The 21,495-nt window shown below is 43.5% G+C and carries 16 protein-coding genes; 13 read left to right on the top strand and 3 right to left on the bottom strand.

Features of this window, described 5'->3' with window-relative positions; translation table 11 throughout:
* The first annotated feature begins 610 nt into the window (after window positions 1–610).
* From Q1A86_RS11745 to Q1A86_RS11735, 3 genes are all read left to right on the top strand, one after another.
* A complete protein-coding gene (locus tag Q1A86_RS11745) occupies window positions 611–3,529 on the top strand; it encodes a M9 family metallopeptidase (protein ID WP_299806722.1) in 2,919 nt (972 codons plus the stop codon).
* A gap of 174 nt (window positions 3,530–3,703) precedes the next feature.
* The gene (locus tag Q1A86_RS11740) at window positions 3,704–4,276 is read left to right on the top strand and encodes a DUF4136 domain-containing protein (protein ID WP_299806720.1); all 573 of its coding nucleotides are present in this window, start codon (window positions 3,704–3,706) and stop codon (window positions 4,274–4,276) included.
* Window positions 4,277–4,323: 47 nt separating this feature from the next.
* Window positions 4,324–4,746, top strand: coding sequence for a hypothetical protein (locus Q1A86_RS11735; RefSeq protein WP_299806718.1), 423 nt, complete (start codon window positions 4,324–4,326; stop codon window positions 4,744–4,746).
* Window positions 4,747–4,818: 72 nt separating this feature from the next.
* Here Q1A86_RS11735 and Q1A86_RS11730 read toward each other — a convergent pair whose 3' ends face one another.
* Complete coding sequence (locus Q1A86_RS11730) at window positions 4,819–5,637, bottom strand: DUF2797 domain-containing protein (protein WP_299806716.1); 819 nt, start codon at window positions 5,635–5,637, stop codon at window positions 4,819–4,821.
* A gap of 419 nt (window positions 5,638–6,056) precedes the next feature.
* Between Q1A86_RS11730 and Q1A86_RS11725 the strand changes: the two genes are divergently transcribed.
* Window positions 6,057–7,289, top strand: coding sequence for a hypothetical protein (locus Q1A86_RS11725; RefSeq protein ID WP_299806714.1), 1,233 nt, complete (start codon window positions 6,057–6,059; stop codon window positions 7,287–7,289).
* A 574-nt stretch (window positions 7,290–7,863) separates the two neighbouring features.
* Complete coding sequence (locus tag Q1A86_RS11720; protein WP_299806712.1) at window positions 7,864–8,604, top strand: GGDEF domain-containing protein; 741 nt, start codon at window positions 7,864–7,866, stop codon at window positions 8,602–8,604.
* A gap of 116 nt (window positions 8,605–8,720) precedes the next feature.
* Here the strand turns inward: Q1A86_RS11720 and Q1A86_RS11715 are convergent, their stop codons facing one another.
* A complete protein-coding gene (locus Q1A86_RS11715; protein ID WP_299806710.1) occupies window positions 8,721–9,221 on the bottom strand; it encodes an ACT domain-containing protein in 501 nt (166 codons plus the stop codon).
* Window positions 9,222–9,506: 285 nt separating this feature from the next.
* Here Q1A86_RS11715 and Q1A86_RS11710 point away from each other — a divergent pair, with 285 nt between their 5' ends.
* The 6 genes from Q1A86_RS11710 to Q1A86_RS11685 all read left to right on the top strand — a co-directional run bounded on the left by Q1A86_RS11710 (window position 9,507) and on the right by Q1A86_RS11685 (window position 18,156).
* Window positions 9,507–11,762 (top strand): ABC transporter permease subunit, encoded by a 2,256-nt coding sequence (locus tag Q1A86_RS11710; RefSeq protein WP_299806708.1) that lies wholly within the window; start codon window positions 9,507–9,509, stop codon window positions 11,760–11,762.
* An 86-nt stretch (window positions 11,763–11,848) separates the two neighbouring features.
* The gene (gene pstA, locus Q1A86_RS11705; protein ID WP_299806706.1) at window positions 11,849–13,501 is read left to right on the top strand and encodes a phosphate ABC transporter permease PstA; all 1,653 of its coding nucleotides are present in this window, start codon (window positions 11,849–11,851) and stop codon (window positions 13,499–13,501) included.
* Window positions 13,502–13,532: 31 nt separating this feature from the next.
* Complete coding sequence (pstB, locus tag Q1A86_RS11700; protein WP_299806704.1) at window positions 13,533–14,351, top strand: phosphate ABC transporter ATP-binding protein PstB; 819 nt, start codon at window positions 13,533–13,535, stop codon at window positions 14,349–14,351.
* 21 nt (window positions 14,352–14,372) lie between these two features.
* Window positions 14,373–15,083 carry a phosphate signaling complex protein PhoU gene (gene phoU, locus Q1A86_RS11695; protein ID WP_220760349.1) on the top strand — a complete coding sequence of 237 codons (711 nt, stop codon included), beginning with the start codon at window positions 14,373–14,375 and terminating at the stop codon, window positions 15,081–15,083.
* A 571-nt stretch (window positions 15,084–15,654) separates the two neighbouring features.
* Window positions 15,655–17,640 (top strand): BCCT family transporter, encoded by a 1,986-nt coding sequence (locus Q1A86_RS11690; protein WP_299806764.1) that lies wholly within the window; start codon window positions 15,655–15,657, stop codon window positions 17,638–17,640.
* Between the two features lie 153 nt (window positions 17,641–17,793).
* Window positions 17,794–18,156, top strand: a complete 363-nt coding sequence (locus Q1A86_RS11685) for a YajD family HNH nuclease (RefSeq protein ID WP_041410992.1) — start codon at window positions 17,794–17,796, stop codon at window positions 18,154–18,156.
* A gap of 64 nt (window positions 18,157–18,220) precedes the next feature.
* Here the strand turns inward: Q1A86_RS11685 and Q1A86_RS11680 are convergent, their stop codons facing one another.
* Window positions 18,221–18,472 carry a DUF1289 domain-containing protein gene (locus tag Q1A86_RS11680; RefSeq protein WP_299806699.1) on the bottom strand — a complete coding sequence of 84 codons (252 nt, stop codon included), beginning with the start codon at window positions 18,470–18,472 and terminating at the stop codon, window positions 18,221–18,223.
* 232 nt (window positions 18,473–18,704) lie between these two features.
* Here Q1A86_RS11680 and Q1A86_RS11675 point away from each other — a divergent pair, with 232 nt between their 5' ends.
* Window positions 18,705–19,895, top strand: coding sequence for a chemotaxis protein (locus Q1A86_RS11675; protein WP_299806697.1), 1,191 nt, complete (start codon window positions 18,705–18,707; stop codon window positions 19,893–19,895).
* Between the two features lie 115 nt (window positions 19,896–20,010).
* Window positions 20,011–21,300 carry a methyltransferase gene (locus tag Q1A86_RS11670; protein ID WP_299806695.1) on the top strand — a complete coding sequence of 430 codons (1,290 nt, stop codon included), beginning with the start codon at window positions 20,011–20,013 and terminating at the stop codon, window positions 21,298–21,300.
* Window positions 21,301–21,495: the final 195 nt, after the last annotated feature.

Below are 21,495 nucleotides of genomic sequence, written 5' to 3'. Positions count from 1 at the left end.
GTTTAATAATAAATTAATATTGAATGTTTAATCACTTTGAATAAGTTATTAACGTCTTAATTCCTGCTTGGCTGCCATTAGTTTCTTTTTTGACTATGGCGAAATAATCTAGTCATAAAGTCCTAACCATCATTACGGGCAGGCGGTCCATCACTCATCAGCCGCTCAGACAGTTAACACTACGACTTTTGTAGTAATGCTTTGTTCAGCTGAGAATTTCATTGAATTTAATATGCTGAGTAAATCGGTAAAAACACAGGTGCCTTAGCTTGTTTAGCGCTTTCAGATGAATCCTTGACTGCTTACTCATTAACATGTTCTGCCTCTCATCGTTGTGATTGTAACTGCTTAACTGGAGTAAAAATTTTGACACATGAATGTTCATTCACTTAATCGCTGCATACGTGAATATTTACCGATGTTTGAGTGATTTTTCTACTTGCATGTGGATATTGTATAAATTATAAATTAAACATCTTTTTAACGAAAGATTAACAAATATAAAAATATCGCAATAGCAAGCGCGGCAAGCAAAGCCTAAATCAGTCTGATTATCACTTCCCTGTATTAGGTGGTTTAACGACATCGTCGCGAATAATTGGAGTCAAACATGTCATTCGAATCATCTAAATCACAAGCTAAAAAAGGTCAGTTTAAAGTTCATGCTTTAGCCCTTGCTTGTTCAACTATTCTTTTTCCTGGTGCAGCGTTAGCGACCTCTGAAGTCGCACCAACAGAAAAGGCTTCATCGAAAGCCGCCCATGGAAAAGATCTAAAAAGTCGCTTTGAAAAGGGCGCTAATGTACCTGGCAAGCTGAAAGGTGCTGAAAGTACTCAACGTCAGAACATTGATAAGAGAAAAGCTAAAAAAGTAGAAGCGCCAGCCGGTGCAATTGGTGTTGTAGGTCCTGCAGCCGAAACTGAAGCCGAGGTCTGTAGTAGTGAGCTTGCAGCATTAAGTGGTCAAGAGTTATTTGATTATGTGAGAGAGGCCGATATTTCTTGTATCTCTGCGCTTTATTCACGTAACGATTCAGTATCTGTTGCGGCTTTTCAGAGTGATAATATAGTTTCAGTTGCTAATCAAACGGCGTCTATGGCTGCGACCTATGACAGCAGCACAGGTTATGAACTACGTAACTTGTTCTACTTCTTACGTGGTGCATTTTACATTGAGTTTTATAACGACGATTTAAATTACAGCGACACTCAAGCTGCCGATGCGGTTTATGGTGCGTTAGTCGAGTATTCGAAGAATCCAAAGCTGTTTGAGATCACTCATTCAGCTGGCGATACTCTGATGGAGTTCTTCACGTCTTGGGCGAGTGCCGATCATATCCTAGAAAGTGTGCCGGTGATCACCGATTACCTGCAGATGTTTAATGCCGATTTCTTAGCGAGTAATCGCCATCGTGCGGCTATGACAAGCGCATTAACAACGCTTTACTACGGTAGCTGGGCAGAAGATTACAACAGCAAAGCCATGGAGCATGGTGAGCTGATTGATGCGTTACTTAATATTGCAACCTCAGATTATATTATTAATTCTGATTACCAGTATGAATCGACAGATGCTTTCCATGAATTTGGTCGATTCTATGAGTATCAAGCTTACTGGGATCTTCCACAGAGCTTAAAAACACGCCTCAATGACGGCGTGCAGCTCTATATGAGTAAGTTTGAGCGCATGTCTGCCGAGTGGGCAGATGCTGCAGGCTATTTAGATTATTACAATCCGGGTGAATGTGAACAGTTTGGTATATGTGGTTGGGAAGAAGAGCTTGAACAGGCGGCTCTGCCTATTAACTATAGCTGTAGTGACTCTATTTATATTCGTGCCCAGCAGCTAACAAATGATGAACTACAAGCCTCTTGCGATCTTATGGGCGGAGAGGAAACACTGTTCCATAATGTACTGGCAACGGGTTACCAGCCAGTAGCCGATGATTTCAATGAAAGCCTCGAAGTTAATATTTTCGATAGCTACGATGACTATGCCCAGTATGCGAGTGTGATTTTTGGAATTAACACTGACAATGGTGGTATGTACCTCGAAGGTACACCTTCACAAGAAGGTAACCAGGCACGCTTTATTGCCCATGAAGCAACTTGGGATGAAGATATTCTAGTGTGGAACCTCAAGCATGAATATGTACATTACCTAGATGGTCGTTTTAACTTGTATGGTTCGTTTAGCTATTTTGATATCGATACCGGTAAATCGGTTTGGTGGACTGAAGGTCTAGCCGAGTATATCTCTAAGCAGAACCGCAATGACGCTGCTATCGATATGGGGCGCTCTCAGACTTATAGCCTAAGTGAAATCCTTGGCAATACCTATAGCAGCGGTTCAGACCGTGTCTATAGTTGGGGCTACTTAGCGGTTCGCTTCCTGTTTGATAACCACAGAAGTGATGTCGATGCGTTATTAGTGTTAGCCCGCGGTGGCGACGCCGATGGCTGGTTGGCCTATATCGATAACACGATTGGTGAAAACTATAACAGCGAGTGGAACACTTGGTTGGCTTCTGTGAGCAGTAATGATGAGTCTATTGCTATTGATCTACCTGAGCCAATTGATTCAGATGGTGACGGTGTAGTAGATAGTCAAGATGCTTTCCCACATGATCCGAGTGAAACCCATGATACAGACGGTGACGGTGTTGGTGATAACGCAGACGCGTTCCCAACAGATGCATCTGAAACCCGCGATACTGATGGCGATGGTGTAGGTGATAATGCCGATGCGTTCCCAGCCGATCCTACTGAGTGGGCTGACTCAGATGGTGATGGAATTGGTGATAATGCAGATACAGATGAACCGAGTAAGCCTGTTGCGCATTGTGGTGTAACAACCATTAACGATGGCAAGCTAACTCAAGATAAAGTTGAGTGTGTAGAAGGAACTGATATCAACTACTTCTATACCTATGTTGAGGAAGATAACACGCCGCTTTATATCACTACTTCAGGTGGTGAAGGTGATGTCGACTTGTTCTTTAACCAAGACATTTGGGCTAAGCCACACGATTTCGATGCGCGTTCAGAAAATGATGGTAACGAAGAGTCGCTAAGTGTAATTGCCAATCGTGGCTGGGTGTATGTGAGTCTACTTGCATACCAAGATTATGAAGGTGTAAGCCTTAAAGTTAGCCTAACAGAGGGGGGCGATACCGGTACGACTCCTGTAGCAGTTGCTGATGCATGTGCAACTCAGTCTCCATATGGCTATGGTGACGTTGAGTTTGGTGAGGCTATCTGTATTGAAGATGGTCACTCAAGCTACTACTTCTATGTGCCAGCAGGTACTGAAGAGGTGAGCGTTGCAAGCGGTAATGGTACAGGTGATTTGAACCTATATGGTAATAGCCAAACTTGGGCGGGTCCTGACTCATTTGAAGTTAAGTCTGAAAATGTGGGTAACGCTGAGAACCTCACTATTTCAGCTCCAGCTGAAGGTTGGTACTACATCAGTGCTGATGGCGCACCATCGAGTGAAGGGGCAAGCTTAGTGGTCAATATTAAGTAATCCGCTTTTAGCAATGTAACTAAGTTCGTTAATAGAAAAAGCCGACTCTAGGGAGTCGGCTTTTTTATGACTACAATAAAAACACCTGCAATGGTCGACAGCGCAGTGTGAGTCAGGTTAGGTTAATGTTGAAAGTGTTACGCTGGAGCGAGATAAAAGAAGGATTTTCAACTTATGATTAAACAATATGTCCTAGCACTATTGGCTGGGTTATCACTGTTGGTTGGCTGCAGTACAACAGATAGTGCTGAAGCCGAGGTGGCGGTGACAAGAACGACTATGGTGACTACAGGCGATCTTTCTATGCTGAGTCAATCCTCAAAAGCGTTTGCTTGGCATCCGACCATGTTTGCCGTTCACGCCAGTGATGAGGTCGATAACCAAGTGGTGATTGACCATATGCAAGCGGCAATCACTCTGGCGATGCAGGCAAAGGGCTATCATTTAGCCGGAGTCCACGAGACGCCGAGTGTGTTAGTCGGCTTTGGTTTAGCACTTGAATCAGAGATGAGTGACAAAGAGATATTGAAAAGAGCTGGCTTAGTTGCAGGTTTATCGACTGCTGGCGTAGATAAAGAATATGAAAAGGGCTCTGTTTTAGTCGCACTATTTTCTCCTCATAGCCCTATACCTGTGTGGCGCGTATTAGCTCAAGGATTTACGGATCTCGATAATAGTCCAGAGCAAAGAGAGCAACGCTTTGAACGATTGTTATCGACTATGCTTAAACCCGTTCCTGCTGCATAATGTATGAGTATGTCTAGGGGGGAGATTAAGCCTGATAAGGAGTTTTAATGAGATTTGGAATGATTAAAGTAACGGCACTTGTCTTTATTTTACTGGGCTCAACAAGTGTACAAGCCAGTGATTGGATGCAAATTAGTGAAAAAACGGTTAACTACAAAACAGAAACAGATACCGTCACACCTAAGAAAGCTGAAAAGCAGGTCAGTCATATTAAACTTAAGTGTACTCAAGGCACTGTTAATATGCATAACATCACCTTGGTAATGTCCGATGGTGACAGAAAAGAGGTGGATAATTTAGGTGTACTCACTAAAGGTTTATCCAGCAGAAATATTACCGTTCCTGATGGCGAGCTAAAGACTATCGAGTTGACGTATGACAGTGTGGGGAGCCAGACCTTAGGTGTCGTGGGAGCGACAAAAAAAGGAAAAATTGAGATTTTAGGCAAACCTAGAAAAGATGATGAATAGTGATTGAATCTTCTAGCTAATAAAGAACAAGCCCTCGGCGTGATAGAGTTATTACGCGAGGACTTTTTATTATTAATAGCTGACGCTGACTTCGTAAGAGCCAAACTTACGCATGTTTATCACGCCAGTATCAAAAATCAAGTATTGTCCCTTTATGCCTAGCAAAGTGCCCGATACTTCAGGGTTTTTATCAAAGTTGTGCGAACTAATTTTGGTTGGGAAAGTTCCAACCGGATAGTTGATAGCTTGAATAGGCTCATCAAGTTGAGTAACGGCGAACTCACCGTGCTCAGCTGTAATTTCTTGTAGACGCTCTGCAATCTGTGGAATTAGTGTTGCAGCCTGAGTTTTGAGGTCAATATCGTCAGCATTGCCTTTTAGCATAGTCCGCCAGTTGGTCTTATCGGCAATCATTTCAGCTAGCGCAGTTTCCACTAAGCCAGATAGCAAACGGGTTTCCACCTTGAAAATAGGTAAGCCCTGAGTTGCACCTTGGTCAATCCAACGTGTTGGTAACTGAGTGTGGCGAGTAATACCGACTTTAATTCCAGAGGTATTCGATAGGTAGACATAATGCGGCACAAAGCAATTTGCCTCTCCCCAAGAGGGTTCACGACAGGTACCCGCAGCATAATGGCAAGTTTCTGGCTTCATGATACACATGTCACAGCTCGCGAGCTTTTGCATGCATACGTAGCAGTGACCCTGAGAGTAACTTTTCTTGGTTTTCTTGCCACAGTTGCAGCAAAGGATTTTTCCGGTATGAGTGAGCGTAAGTTGCTGACCAATTAATGGATTGAGAGCCAATAACTCTTCGCCAACAGGCAGTTGATATTGCACCACGTTATTCTCATCTAAGTGGCTGCGCATTTTTCTTAATGTTCCAAGCATGACATTTCTATTCTTATCAATATTTGGCTTTAGTCTAACAGATTGTTAAGCCACATTTGGAATGGTTTTATCGATTGCTAATGATGAAATCCTTGATTGCTCTTCTTGATTTTATCCATTCTCAACGATGTGTTCTGTCAAGCTTAAAGGTTAATAACTTTTGCTAGATTTCGGCGATGCTTGATAACGGCTCTTACTCGCTTAATTTGCAAACCACTAGCTTAACGAATTGTTTAGGGAGAGTAACACTCTGTAATGTACATCTGTTCATCTTGAACATTTATTGCTGCGCTACAGATTTAAAGTGCATTATTTTCAATTGTTTGCATCTTGGCTTGGGAGTTGCAATACCTTGGCTAGGATGTCCTTTAGTTAGCATGGGATAAGGGCATTAATTATCACTTCAAGGAGATAACCTAATGAACTTAACACTTTTCAACTCTGCTAGGTCATGTTGCCAAACTATGCTCATTGACGTAGGAAGGAGTAAATTTTTTAAACAATTGGCTTTACTGCTGGTTATCAGTGCTGTTATCAGTCTTCAAGTTGTACGTTCAGATCCCGGATCACCCTCTGCTGGAGGATTCCAACCGCAAGAGTTTGCGGGAAATCCAACCTGTTCCGAATTTTTTAATAACGAAGATTTAAGAGAGCTAAAAGTTGAGCCCGTCTATGATGGTACATATTCGGATTATGATGGTGAGTTGTCAGTCACTCTCGATGTCCAACAAGGTGCCAAGACATTTTCCTGGGATCAAGGAGACAGCTCTGTGATCATGCTGGGTGTATTTGTTAAAGGTGGACCCGGAGGTAACCTTTACAATTATGACGGTTCGTTTTTGACCTCAGATGCAGGTTTGCATGCGCCGGAAAAAAGCAGTGATAAATTCTATGGACTAAGTCATGTTTCATTCTGCTACATTCCAGGAAAACCAGAATTGACAGTTACCCTAATGTGTGACGGAGGTGAGCTAGTAGCGGGTGGCGACGCAATTAAATACGAGTATTCGCTCAAGGTCGAGAATACTGGTTCACTTCAATTGTTTGATATTATAGCGAAAACAGATGTTTCTGCCGAAGAATTTACTAAAGACACGCTTGCTGTTGATGAAGTTAAAGTATTTGATAGTTCCTTTATCACGACCATCAATGGGGTTAGTGGTTCTGCAGAGGCTATGGCTGCAGTAGAGAGCGGTGGTACTGTTATCGCCAATGATACCAAAGACTTTGACTGCCCAGTTGAAACATTCCCAGGCAAGCTGAAAGTGACAAAAAACTGCTCAACTGTAGTGGTGCAAAATGGTTATGGTGACTACGGCCTTCAAGTTAATTATGGAGGGGATGTTTGTAATGAGTCAGCTGTACTCATCAAGGACGTTATCGTTGAAGAAACCCACGATAATATGACTGAAGTTATCCATACCGTCGATATTCTTGCTCCTGGAGCCTGTGAAGATTTCTCCGGAAGTTATGTACCTCTGCCTGGATTGGATGAGCTTCCTGAAGATGGAGTATCAGGTAGTCTGGTAAGAGCGTTTGTCGATACAGTAAAAGCCAGTGGTGGCACATTCTTTGGAGAATATGTCGAGTCGATGGAGGCTAATGCTAGCTGTAAGCTTTGTCCAGATTGTCCAGACTGTCCACAACCATAAAGGAAGCTAGTTTTGATGCTTATCGGTAAAACGATAGGCATCAATTTTAGGCAAACCTTTATTAATTTAAAAGTTGATTGATCAATGGAAGCTTTAAAATCATTCTTTTTCTTAAAACTATCCACTCATTTATGTTCTTTTCTGATTTAGCAAAAGCTCGACTCAAACCTAAGTTAAGTAAGGCTAGCCCCTTAACCAAGCTGTAATTTCATGCTACGCAGGGAAAATCGGTGGGCGAGGTCGTATCGATAATTTAATTTTATATACCCAAGCCAAATTTGGTTACGTAACAGAGCCAAACAGATATTGCAGGCATTAGAGGTTGTGATTAGACAGGGGGATTATCATAAACTTAGGTATTACTGCTCTCAATAGAGATTACTTTCTTTGTGTAATTTGCGTTAACTCACCAAATTTAGATTATTAATTACCATAGTAGTGTGGACTAGGGTATTATCGCGCGCCACCGAGAATCTAGTTGAATTGTTGCTGTTAACCCCTTCTAATGTAGCGACTTTATCTTGTATGGCTCGATCGTAAAGAAGATTTCAAGTAGACGCTATCTATACACATAATGAGAAAAACAATTCAAAAGCTTGGGCGATTAAATACAGTCATATTTGTGACTGTATTATCGATATTAGCCTCTGTTTCGATCACCGTTATGGCGTTTTATCTTAGGCAAAATGGTGGTGTTACTAACATTGCTATTTTATTAGCCACCGTTACGCCGTTGACGGTAGCGCCTTTAGCTTCATGGCACTTGGTCGGTCTGCTGATGAAGGTCGATAGACTTGAAAAGGAGATGAGGCTGTTGGCAATGCTTGATCCATTGACTGAACTCTTGAATCGGAGGGCATTTTTTAAGGATGCCGATTCACATATTCTTCGTGCCAAGCAAGAACGAAGGACATTGTCTGTGATAGCGTTGGATCTAGATCGTTTCAAATCGATAAATGACGATTATGGACATGGAGCGGGCGATATAGTGCTAAGACACTTCGCTGCAACGATAAAAGCCAACTGTCGAACATCGGATCTTATCGGTCGTATCGGTGGTGAAGAGTTCGCATTATTATTGCCAAACACATCGGCTGCGGCAGCTTATGCGCTTGCCGAGCGGTTACATATCGCTCTAAGACAAGCGGTGGTTAAGCACGATTATTCCTCAATAGGTTACACCGTCAGTGCTGGAGTCATATCGTTAGTGCCTAAAAAGGCTGATAATATTGAAACTTTGCTCAATAAAGCAGACCGGTCACTCTATCTTGCAAAAGAAACAGGCAGGAATTGTACCGTGGTTTTTGACAACTAACTGAGTCGAGTCACTGAGAGTGTCAAGCAAAAACAGCTAGAGAGTTTAATGATTATGGGGCTCTCTCTTAAGATTAAGCTAGCCAGAATCAATTTAAGCTCTAGCTAGCACGAGTCTTAGGCAGATAACTTATCTAACACGACATCGTCACCAATTCCATGAAGTGCTTGGGTCAGTCGCTCTCCATCATGGGCATCTTTCATGCTCACATTAAAATCGGCTCTAAACAGCGCTATCCCTGTGTGACTCGCACTTTCGTAGCGAGTGCTCATGTGTTCGATATTGATACCGAGCGCACTGATCTTATTAGATATTTCATGTACTAGACCGGGTCTATCATAGGCTACTAATGAGTAACTGACATGTTTGTTTTTAGCTTGAGGTTTAGTGGTTTTTGCGTAAGTTAATGATATTCCCTCAAGTAGTTCTAAACTTTCGATAAGTTCATCCCACTGAGCAGCTGGGACCTCTAACAATAATATCGCGGCAAAAATCCCATCGATATGGCGTAGTTCAGAGTCTAGCCAATGGCCTCCATGGCGACTGACGGAATGAGCGATTTGCTCTACTAAGCCTTCTCTATCCTTTGCTTGCAGGGTAACTAGATATCTTAACATTTGATATTACTCCATTATTTATCATGCCAATGCGTATATTCTTGCTAGATCTTAAAGAGATAGACTCACTTTGCCCCAGTTTTTCACCACAAAAATTTGATGCTAAATCAATCTGCTTTTAGTTCATCGCTGTAACACTAGTGTCATTTTTGCGTCATATAATGCTCAACATTAAAATACGCGTGCGTAGATGTGGTTAAAACACTATATGACCCTAGTGTTAGCATAGTCGTTAATACAATCCCAGTTAAAATTTGACTGGCTTTATAATAATCGAGGTTCTTAATGGAAACTCAGGTATCTCAGCCTGGACCTGCTGCGAAAAACCTATTGATAAACAATGGTACTTCGCGCAGAGCAATCAAGGATAAAGCAGCACAAATCGGCGTCACCGTAGGTGGAACAATGGTGTTTGTCGCGCTGCTACTGATCTTCTTTTATCTACTTTATGTGGTAAAGCCAATCTTCGATAGTGCGGAAGTTGCACCTGTTGTAAGCGCCGAGTATCACGACAACAAGCCAGCATTAATGGTCGGTAGCGACGAACAAAATGAAATCATGTATCGAGTGTCGCAACTTGGTAAGGTGGATTTTTACGATACCCATACCGCTCAGCTATTAAGAAGTGAGCAAATCAATACCCCAGCGGGCACTCATGTCGTTAGTAGTTCGGCAGCCGTGCCGAGTGAGCAACGTTTTGCACTGGGTTTGAATAATGGTCAGGTGATTATTGCGGGTGTCGAATTTGGGGTGACTTATCCTGATGATAAGCGCTTAATCACACCAAGACTTCGCTTTTCTAACGGAAATGAACCGTTAACAGTTGATGCTCAAGGCCGTGCTTTAAACAACTTAGTGTTTGACTATAGTAGCGACAAAATGAGCTTCGTGTATCAAACCGACGATAAAGTCTGGCATCTTTCTCGCCAAGAAGGTGAAGAAAACATGATGACAGAAGAGGTGGAGTGGCTGTCTTATCAAAGCACCATTCCTGATTCTCCGGTCAATGTTCAGCAGCAGTTGATGACGCCAGATCAACGTCAACTGATTTTAAGCTCTGATAACAAGCTGTTCATCTACGATATCCGTGATGCTGAAGCGGTGCAATTGAGCCAAGTTTTGTCACTAGGGCGCGCGAACGCCAAGGTAACAAATGTGACCTTATTGGCCGGAGCTAGCTCACTACTGGTGAGTTATGATACTGGCTTAGTGCAACAGTATTTTCAGGTGAATGGAGAGCAAGGGCGTCAATATCAAGAAATTAGAGACTTTAAAGGTAAGGGCGATATCAAAAGTGTGGCCTCTGAGTTTTATCGTAAGAGCTTTGTCACCATTACTGAAGATGGTGAGCTAACACTACTCTATACCACCAGTGAGAGAAAACTGTTCTCGGAAAACTTCAGTCTTAATAACCCTGGTACTGTTGGCTTTAGTCCTCGTTCAAATGCGTTAATCGTTGAGGCTGACGGTAAACTTAACTTGTTTAGTGTATCCAATAGCCACCCAGAGGTATCTTGGAGCGCAATGTGGGAAAAGGTATGGTACGAAGGTTACCCAGAGCCTAAGTATGTGTGGCAGTCCACTTCTGGTTCAGACGATTTCGAAGCTAAGTTAAGCCTTATGCCGCTGGCCTTCGGTACGATGAAAGCCGCCTTGTACGCCATGCTATTTGCCACGCCGTTAGCCATTGCTGGCGCTGTGTATACGGCTTACTTCATGTCGCCTAAAGTGCGTGCCATCGTTAAGCCTACCATTGAAATTATGGAAGCGCTGCCTACGGTGATCTTGGGTTTCTTAGCGGGTCTATGGTTAGCGCCTTTGATTGAAGACAACCTCCCCGGGATACTGACTTTGCTGGTGTTACTGCCAGTGTCGATTTTAAGTACCGCTTTTGGATGGCATAAGTTGCCCGTCAAATGGAAGCAGCGTCTACCAGAGACTTATCAAGAGCTGATGCTGTTGCCTGTCATTATCTTTGTCGGTTGGTTCTCATTTGCAATTAGTCCAACTCTTGAACTGGCCCTATTCGACGGTGATACCCGTATGTTTATCACTAACGAACTTGGGATCACCTTCGATCAGCGTAATGCCTTGGTAGTGGGTATTGCCATGGGCTTTGCGGTTATTCCAACGATTTTCTCTATCGCAGAAGATGCTGTGTTCTCTGTGCCACGTCACCTATCAAACGGTAGTTTGGCACTAGGGGCAACGACTTGGCAGACCCTAACGCGGGTCGTATTGCTTACGGCAAGCCCAGGTATTTTCTCTGCGGTGATGATGGGGCTTGGCCGCGCAGTCGGTGAGACCATGATTGTACTGATGGCGACTGGTAACACGGCGATTATGGAATGGAGTGTGTTTGAGGGAATGAGAACCCTAGCTGCAAACATCGCGGTAGAAATGCCTGAGTCAGCAATTGGTAGCTCCCACTACCGAGTGCTGTTCTTGGCGGCCTTCGTGTTATTTATCTTTACTTTCTTCTTCAACACGATTGCGGAAGTGGTGAGACAGCGTCTACGTGAACGTTACAGCTCACTTTAAACCCATAGTTATGGATGATAAGAAAATGATGTTTAATACAATTTCACTAAATGCTATTTCGGCAGTTGCCTTAAGAGGTTTAGCTAATGGGTAAGTGGTTTAAATCAGGCTCTCCTTGGATTTGGATGACCAGTGGCGCAGTAAGCGTGTGTTTGATTGCGGTGCTTGGGCTTTTGCTGCTAATTGCCTGGCGTGGTCTGAGTTACTTCTGGCCTGCTGACATCTATCAGTGGGAGATGAAGAACCAGCAAGGCGAGCGATACACGCTAATTGGTGAAGTCTACGATAAAGAAGAAGTGCCAACAGAGCGCTTACTTGCTGCCGGACATAAGTTCGACGCCGAAGTCGGTGATACCGTGACCCGCTATTTGGTCAAGACTGGTAACCGTGAGTTTGTGGGTTTAGATTTTCGCTGGATTTTGGCAACAGATATTATCTCTCGCTCACAGCCTGAAAACATTGCCGTAATCGAGCGCAGTAAAAATGGTGACTTTTATGGTTTCCCTGTGGCGATTATCGAAGATGGCAAGCGTTTAGTATCTCAAGATATCGAAGCTGATTTTCAATCCCATATTGATCGCGCCGTTGAGCTCAACGATGAAGCTCTCGATATACAAAAAGGAGTGATTGGTTCAATTAACTATGATCTTGAGAATCTACGTCTAAAGTCACGTCGCTATGAGCTGGATAACGCGTTAACTGAGACTCGTAAAGCAGAAATTGAAGCTGCCCGTGCCAAGCTCAACGCCGAGTACCTTATTGTAGAGAAAGAGTTCTTTGCACTTAAGACTGAAGCGGGCAGAGATTCTGTGGTTATTCGCGATATGCGCGGCGAAGAAGTGACGCTTAAGTTAGATACTATCTTAGATGTGACTTACGCCAACCGACTGGGTCTTATGGGAAGGATCGGCCACTGGTTTATTGGTGTAGGTAAGTTTGTGAGTGATGACCCACGGGAAGCAAACACCGAAGGTGGTGTCTTCCCCGCGATTTTCGGCACCGTATTTATGGTGATGTTGATGGCTGTTATCGTGACGCCGTTTGGGGTTATCGCGGCTATCTATTTACACGAATATGCTAAAAAAGGCCCCATTACTAAGATGGTTCGCATCGCGGTGATTAATTTAGCCGGTGTACCATCAATTGTTTACGGTGTCTTTGGCCTCGGCTTCTTCGTATATATGTTTGGTGGCACATTAGATCAGTTGTTCTACCCAGAAGCGCTGCCCGCTCCGACATTTGGTTCACCAGGGGTGATCTGGTCTGCATTGACCTTGGCTATTTTAACCTTGCCTGTAGTGATTGTCTCGACAGAGGAAGGCTTGAGTCGTATTCCAAGTTCAGTGCGTCAAGGCAGCTTGGCACTCGGCGCAACGAAGGCTGAAACCCTGTGGCGCATCATTATCCCTATGGCAAGTCCTGCCATTATGACAGGTTTGATTCTGGCTGTTGCCCGTGCAGCAGGTGAGGTTGCCCCTTTAATGTTGGTTGGTGTGGTTAAGCTTGCGCCAACACTGCCAATCGACATGAATTTCCCATTTGTGCATCTAGAACGTAAGTTCATGCACTTAGGTTTCCACATCTATGATGTGGGATTCCAAAGCCCTAACGTAGAAGCAGCGCGTCCATTGGTATACGCTACTTCATTCCTTTTGGTCTCGGTAATTGTGGCACTTAACTTAACCGCCATCGGTGTACGAAACCACTTACGCGAAAAATATCGTTCGCTTGAGCACTAATTGACGATTATCCTAAGCAGTAGGAAAGAACATGATTTCAATAGATCAATCGGTAATGAAGACTGATATGCTAGACCTAGAAAACTTAACACAAGAACAAACAGCCCTAGAGATCCGTAACTTAGATCTTAAATATGGTGACAAGCAGGCACTGTTTGATGTGTCGATGAAGATCCCTAAGAAAAAGGTGACGGCATTCATCGGCCCAAGTGGTTGTGGTAAATCGACGCTACTTCGCTGTATTAACCGTATGAATGACTTGGTCGATAACTGCCACATTGGCGGTGAGATCATGTTACACGGACAGAATATTTACGATAAAAGGGTAGATGTGGCAGCGCTTCGTCGTAATGTCGGCATGGTGTTCCAGCGCCCGAATCCATTTCCTAAGTCAATCTACGAGAATGTGGTGTACGGTTTGCGTCTGCAAGGCGTGAATAACCGCCGTGAGCTTGATGATGCCGCTGAGCGCTCACTGCGCGGTGCTGCAATCTGGGATGAAGTTAAAGACAGGTTACACGACAATGCCTTTGGTTTGTCCGGTGGTCAGCAGCAGCGTCTTGTGATTGCACGCGCCATTGCCATTGAGCCAGAGGTGTTATTGCTCGATGAACCGACATCGGCGCTGGATCCGATTTCAACTTTGACCATTGAAGAGTTGATCACCGATCTTAAATCTAAATATACCGTAGTGATTGTGACGCATAACATGCAACAGGCTGCGCGAGTATCGGATCAAACTGCATTTATGTATATGGGCGAACTTATTGAATATGCTGACACCAACACCATATTCACCACGCCTAAGCAGAAGAAAACCGAAGATTATATTACTGGCCGTTACGGTTAATAGAGATAGGGAATAACTGCAATGGAAAACATGAATTTAAACAAACATATCTCGGGTCAGTTTAACGCTGAGTTGGATGATATTCGCAATCGAGTGCTGGCAATGGGAGGCCTAGTAGAGCGTCAACTAGAGCAGTCATTAGATGCGTTAAGTGCTCTAGATGCTGAGCTCGCTCAAAAGGTGATAGATGGTGACCACAAGGTCAATGGCATGGAAGTGGCTATTGATGAAGAGTGTACTCGTATCATCGCTAAGCGTCAGCCTGCGGCAAGTGATTTACGTCTAGTGTTAGCCATTTCTAAAACTATTACTGATCTTGAGCGTATCGGCGATGCTTGCGTGAAGATTGCTAAAGCGGCAATGGATAAGCGTTCTAAGAATCAACAACCCTTGCTTGTCAGTATCGAAAACATGGGACGTCATGCTACCCGTACTTTGCACTCGACACTCGATGCATTGGCGCGAATGGATGCCGATGTAGCATTTGAACTGCATAAAGAAGACAGTAAGCTAGACAAAGAATATGAAGGTATTATTCGTCAGTTGATGACCTACATGATGGCGGATCCGCGTTCTATTCCTGAAGTATTAGATGTGCTTTGGGCTGCCCGCGCTGTAGAGCGTGTGGGTGATCGATGTCAGAACATTTGTGAGTACATTATCTACTATGTGAAGGGCAAAGATGTGCGCCATATCTCTTATGAAGAGATGGAAAAAGATCTTAACCTTTAAGGTTTTTGAGCATTTGTTTTTTAATTCAATCTAGATGTTAAAAAAACGCAATGCGATTGAGTTCACATTTTTCGTCAAATGTTGACTTGCCTTATACAAAAAAGCAGCGATAAGCTGCTTTTTGTGTTTATGCGCTATAGACGAAATCATTAAGGCGGGAAATAATGTATGGTGTACGTAAAGATTGTGTTGTTATAACCCGTACGTCAAATTCTATTTAATAGCTGAGCTACCCTTTACTGGGCATTCTAGGGTTTAGCTATTCAATGTGATTTGTGTGCCTTTCGCGGTAAGTAAGTGCTTATGTATCAGTTGACCTTGGTTACTAGTCATAGGCTGTTTATTTACCATGATTGGTATTAGATGTTAATTAATCAAAAGTCTCATCTATATTTAAGATAAGCCTCTAGGTTTTATAAACATTTTTAAGGTGAGTATCACTTACGGGTCTAACAACAAAAAAATAATCCCGTCAGTGTATTCTTATATTAGCTAATACGCTTTAATCTCTGGCGGCCTTGTCACGTAAGGCTAGAATTAGTGCGTGTACTTCATTAATCGCGGTAACTATATGTCGATAAAATCGAGTATTAATCCACCTGTTTTTTTCTCTTCCGTTATTTTAATAACCTTAATGGTCGCAGTCTGCGCCATTTGGCCCACTCAATCACAAGATGTGTTCAAAACAGCTCAATCATGGTTCGAGCTTAAAGCTGGCTGGCTTTACATTTTGGGCGTAGCAGTATTTCTTATCTTTATCATCTTCGTGATGGTTAGCCGTTTTGGTGACATTAAACTAGGCCCTGATCACGCTGAGCCTGATTACACCTATAAGAGCTGGATCGCAATGCTGTTTTCTGCAGGCATGGGGATCGGCTTGATGTTCTTCGGTGTGGCTGAGCCTGTGATGCACTACATGTCTCCGCCAGATGCGGATCCTTTGACGATTCAAGCGGCAAAAGATGCCATGAAGATCACCTTCTTTCACTGGGGGGTTCATGCTTGGGCTATCTATGCGGTTGTGGCATTAAGCCTAGCGTATTTTTCATATCGTCATAAACTTCCGTTATTGCCAAGAAGTGCTTTATACCCATTAATTGGTGATAAAATTTATGGCCCGATTGGTCATGCTGTCGACACGTTTGCGGTATTGGGTACCATGTTCGGTGTCGCTACCTCATTAGGTTTTGGTGTATTACAGCTGAACTCAGGTCTTAACTATTTGTTAGGTGTCCCCGTTAGCACTACGGTACAAGTCGGTTTGATTATCGGTGTGTGTCTAATTGCTACAGTGTCAGTATTTTCAGGTCTAGACAAAGGCGTTAAGCGCCTAAGCGAATTAAACCTGCTATTGGCCGTTTTATTACTATTATTTGTGCTTGTTTTTGGCCCAACAGTCGAATTACTGCAAGCATTTGTGCAGAACACTGGCGCGTATTTAAGTGATATCGTGGGTAAGACGTTTAACTTATATGCTTACGAACAGAAGAATGACTGGATTGGTGGTTGGACGCTACTTTACTGGGGCTGGTGGATCTCATGGTCTCCATTCGTCGGTACCTTTATTGCTCGTGTTTCTCGCGGCCGTACGATTCGTGAATTCTTAGTGGGTGTGCTGTTTGTACCTTCAGCGCTGACCTTCCTGTGGATGACAGGCTTTGGTAATAGCGCGATTGATGTGATTTCAAATGGCGGAACCTACTTGTCTGACGCAGTATCGAAAGATGTTTCCGTAGCGCTATTTGTGTTCTTTGAACACATGCCATTCTCGACATTGTTATCATCAATAGCTTTATGCTTAGTTGTAACCTTCTTTGTGACCTCATCTGATTCAGGTTCATTGGTTATCGATAACCTCACATCGGGTGGCGATCATAACGCACCAGTATGGCAGCGTATTTTCTGGGCCTTAATGCAAGGTGTTGTTGCATCGGTTCTATTGCTTGCGGGTGGCTTACAAGCCCTACAAACTGCGGCGATTGCCAGTGCATTACCTTTCTTAATCGTGATGTTATTGATGTGTTTTGGTCTGTACATTGCACTTAAAGATGATTGGCTTAAGATCAACAGCGTTCAGTCTCACAATACTAGCGTGCAGTTCACTAAAACCAACGTCAGTTGGGAATCGCATATCGATGTATTACTGTCTCACCCAAGTCAGCAAGAGGCTCAAGATTTCTTAGATAAAGTGGCGCAGCCAGCATTATCAAAAGTATGTGAAAGCTTCTTAAGTCGCTCGATTTCGGCGGAGATCTTAAACTTCGACAATCGTGTGCGCTTCGTGGTTCATAGTGAAGAGCATAATGACTTTGTGTATGGCCTGCGTATTCGTGCCTATACCATCTCTAACCCGTTAGATAGTGACGTTAGCAACGATGACGGTGATAACTTCTACTACCGTGTAGAAGTCTTCCTAGAGCACGGTGGTCAGCACTATGACGTGATGGGCTTTACTCAAGAACAGATCTTGGCGGATGTGGTGACTCAGTATGAGAAATACTTACATTACTTACATCTTTCAAGTTCAGAGTATCTAAGCAGTGAAACTAACGCTTAGTCGCCATTATTGGTAAAACGTTAGTCAGTAAATTATTGGCAGACGTTAATCTGTTATTATTTAGCAAAATGTTAGCCAGTAATTTGCGGTGAAACTTTCCTAGAGTCAGTGATACAATTGGCTCTAGGTAACACACTTTAAATGAGAAAGAGCATGTCGACCAATCAAGGGCAAAGTAAGTTAGATAGAGTATTGGCTGAGGCTAGAGAATATAAGGCTAAGCGTGAAGTCGGTTATCGTGAACAGGCGCTTAAACTCTATCCATGGGTTTGTGGTCGTTGTACTCGAGAATTTAACAATGCCAACCTAAGAGAGTTGACGGTACATCATCGTGATCATAACCACGATAATAACCCATCAGATGGCTCTAACTGGGAGTTGTTGTGTCTTTATTGTCATGACAACGAGCACTCAAAGTTTGAAGAGTTGATTCAATATGGCTCAACTACTGAAACCAAAGTGGAAGCAGCGACTTATAATCCCTTCGCAGATTTAAAGAGTATGCTGAAAAAGTAATACCCCAAGCTTTTTATAAAAAGCTAATTTTTAAAAAGCCGCGATTAGCGGCTTTTTTTGTTTTCTAGCGAGTCTCATCAGACTCCGCTGATTGTAATCTTCGCTCCGCCTCTAGCCATTTATCACGGCTTAAAATGGCGCTGTTGTTGCCACCTTGCATCAAGGTTTTTCGCTCAGCAAGAATTTGCCAGATCTGTTCTTTTCGTTCATCGCTGGCACTTCCCCAACCGACAATTTCATCGATATGGCGATAGCAACCCATACAATAATCTTCATCATTTAGGCCACATTGGGCTACACAAGGTGATTGCTTCATAAAGCGTGGTATAACATTTGTTGTTCGAATTTGCGGCAGATTTTATGTTAGCTAGAATTAGCTTACAAGTGAAAATAGTTTACAGCGGGCCAAACTCGATGCCTATTATAAAAGTCGTTAATAACAGATAGTAGACATAGGGATAGGTATTGTTTATATGCAGTGTTAGAATTATTCATTCGGTATGTTTTACCAAAATACTCAATGGTTTGTATGTTTTTTTGGAGGAGTTATGAGAGCGATGTTTCGCTTTTGTTTGCTAGCTGTTGTGGCCGCACTAACAAGCGCCTGTTCGCTGTTAGAAGTTAAGTTGGAAAGTGGTATTGAGCCTCTGCCAAAAGATCAGCTTAACATGCGGGTGTTTAGCCGCGATTTCAGTACCGTTTTTTATAGTCAGGTTGAGAGTGCTGCGGATGTTATTGAGCGCAATACCGACAGTATTCCTATCCAGTCTAATACCTTGATGTGGAAAATTAATGCCGAGCAAAATCTGCAGCATACGATTTTCCAAGCCTCGCCAACTGCAGCTATGGTCGATACCTGGGTTTTCACCGAGCAGATGTTACAGTTCTTTGAAAGCGGAGCAGGTAAAAATTTGTTTGCAGAACAGCAGCAAGTTGCTGTCGACGCGAGTATTAAATTACGCGATCAATTCGAGCGTACGATTAAGAAGTTTGGCACCGCCAACTTTAAAAAGAACCAAGAATTTGTGCAGCAATATGTGGCGAGTCATCCCATTAAAGATATGGCATTTGCCCGTGAGTCGGCGTTTACCGATTGGTTGGAGTTCCATCAAATCAGCGAGTTTGATGCCATTACTACTTTTGGTACTGTGCCGGAAGTGATGAGCGATATCTCGGATAGAATGGCGATGATAGCCGAACAGATGCCCAAAATATTGGGCTGGAAGGCTGAGTTGTATGCCCTGCATTCAAACATCAATGCCGATGAAATTCAGCGTACCCTGATGAGCATCAGTGATACCTCGGCTAAGTTCCAGCAATTAATGGCGCAAAGCCCTGAGATGATGCAGAGCTTAGCCGTCGATATGCGCACAGAACTGACCCCTCTGTTAGCAGAGTTAAGTGCGACAACGGACGATAAGCTTAATCAACTGTCGGTAGAACGTCAGGCATTAGAGCTGATGGTCAAAAATGAACGTATGGCGCTTGAAGCTATGGTCGCTCGTGAACGTGCCGCAGTCGCTGTTGATTTGGAGCAGTTATCTCAGCACACGGTTGAAGTAGTATTTCAAGAGATCACTAAGACGCTAAAGAGCCTGATTTTATACTTTGTACTCTTCTTAGTGGTGGTGTTCTTTGCTCCCCTAGGCCTAGGTGTCTGGTTAGGTAAGCGGATGCAGTTGAAGAAGCAAACGAGTACCAGTACAACTGCCAGTGTTAGCCAAGAGCAAAAAGCCTAAACCTATATAAGGCTTCACATGGTAAACTGAAGAGCACCTATTAATAGGTGCTCATTTTTTCTTGGGTTCTATCCTGAGTAGATATCACAGCCTGTAATCGTAACTGACTATAAAGATGACACAAACTTCCGTGCAAACCTCGAATTTTGACAAGAGTAATAGGCTTAATGCCGCTGCAAAGCTCAAACAGATTGATGCGTTGTTGACGAATAGTCAGGCATTATGGCGTTGCAGAAGCTTTGAATGCGAGCAATTGCCTTGGATCCAAGCCTTTCCTAAGTTGGCCGATGCAGTTTGGCAGCTAAGTGATGACTCACTCGAAACAATCGATGCATGCCAGAAGAGGCTTAATGCTGCATTGCTACCAGCCTTAGCAGCGGATCTACAGGGTCAAGGCGTGCAATGGCCGTTAGCGTTATTTGAGCAATCAGCCGTCGGCAGTAAGGCTTTGGGAATCGTCACCGAAAAAACACCAGAAGCAGTACTTGCGGCTGAGGATGAGCCACATTTTAGCGCTCACATTAAAGGGCGTAAGTGGCAACAGATTAATGCCTTCGTTGCCAAGCTTCCTCATGATAATACTCCGGTACTGGAATGGTGCGCGGGTAAGGGGCATCTGGGTCGCTTGATTGCCAAGGCGCATCATCGAGAGGTCGTTAGTCTTGAGTGGCAGCAAACCCTATGTGAAGCTGGTGAACAATTTGCGGCGAAATGGCAACTGCCGCAAACCTTTATCTGCGCCGATGCTTTTGCTGGGCAAAGTGAGCAGTTACACACTGAGCAACTCGCGGTTGCGTTACATGCCTGTGGTGACTTACATGTAAAGCTACTGCAACATGCTAGCGAGGCGGGTACTAAGCAATTGGTGATCTCTCCTTGTTGTTACCATTTAATTCAAGCAAAGCAGTACCAACCGCTGTCAAAAGTTGCTAAAAGTAGTGCACTGATATTGAATCGTGCCGACCTGCAACTCCCTCTGCAGCAAAGCGTTATCGCCAACGATAAGCATAAAGGGTATAGATTGCAGGAGATGGCTTGGCGACTTGGTTTTGACGCGCTGCAACGTAAGGTGCGCGGCCGTAATGAGTACCTGCCGGTTCCAGCCATAAAGCAGAGCCAGTTAACTGGTGAGTTTGGCGGTTTCTGTCTGTGGGCGGCACAGGAGAAAGGGCTAAGTCTACCGACAGATATTGATTTTGAAGCCTATCAGCAAATTGGCGAGCAGCGTCAGCGTTTAACTCGGCGTATCGATCTGGTGGCTCATCTTTTTAGGGCGCTACTTGAGCAGTGGCTATTACTCGATAGGGTTTGCTTTCTTCAAGAGCGAGGATATCAGGTTGAGCTGAGTGAATTTTGTTCAAACAGTATTACGCCGCGAAACGCGTTAATTTACGCATTTAAATAGAGTTTTCACAGTGACTTAATTTAATCTTGTCGTAACAAATTGTTTATTAAGTTGTAATTAAGTTAGTTGTGATTGAATCCGCCGCCAGAATGACGCCATTTTACGAGTAAAGCCTAGGTTTAATTGGATTAAAAGATCTCAGCAATGAGGTTTTTTATTGAATCATCGGCTTTTTCTTGCTCAAATGGCTGGTTA

It is taken from the genome of uncultured Shewanella sp. (assembly GCF_947497935.1).
In the GTDB taxonomy this organism is placed as follows: Bacteria; Pseudomonadota; Gammaproteobacteria; order Enterobacterales; family Shewanellaceae; genus Shewanella.
Note: the sequence above shows the minus strand (reverse complement) of the source record. Positions and strands in the feature narration are given on the sequence as shown.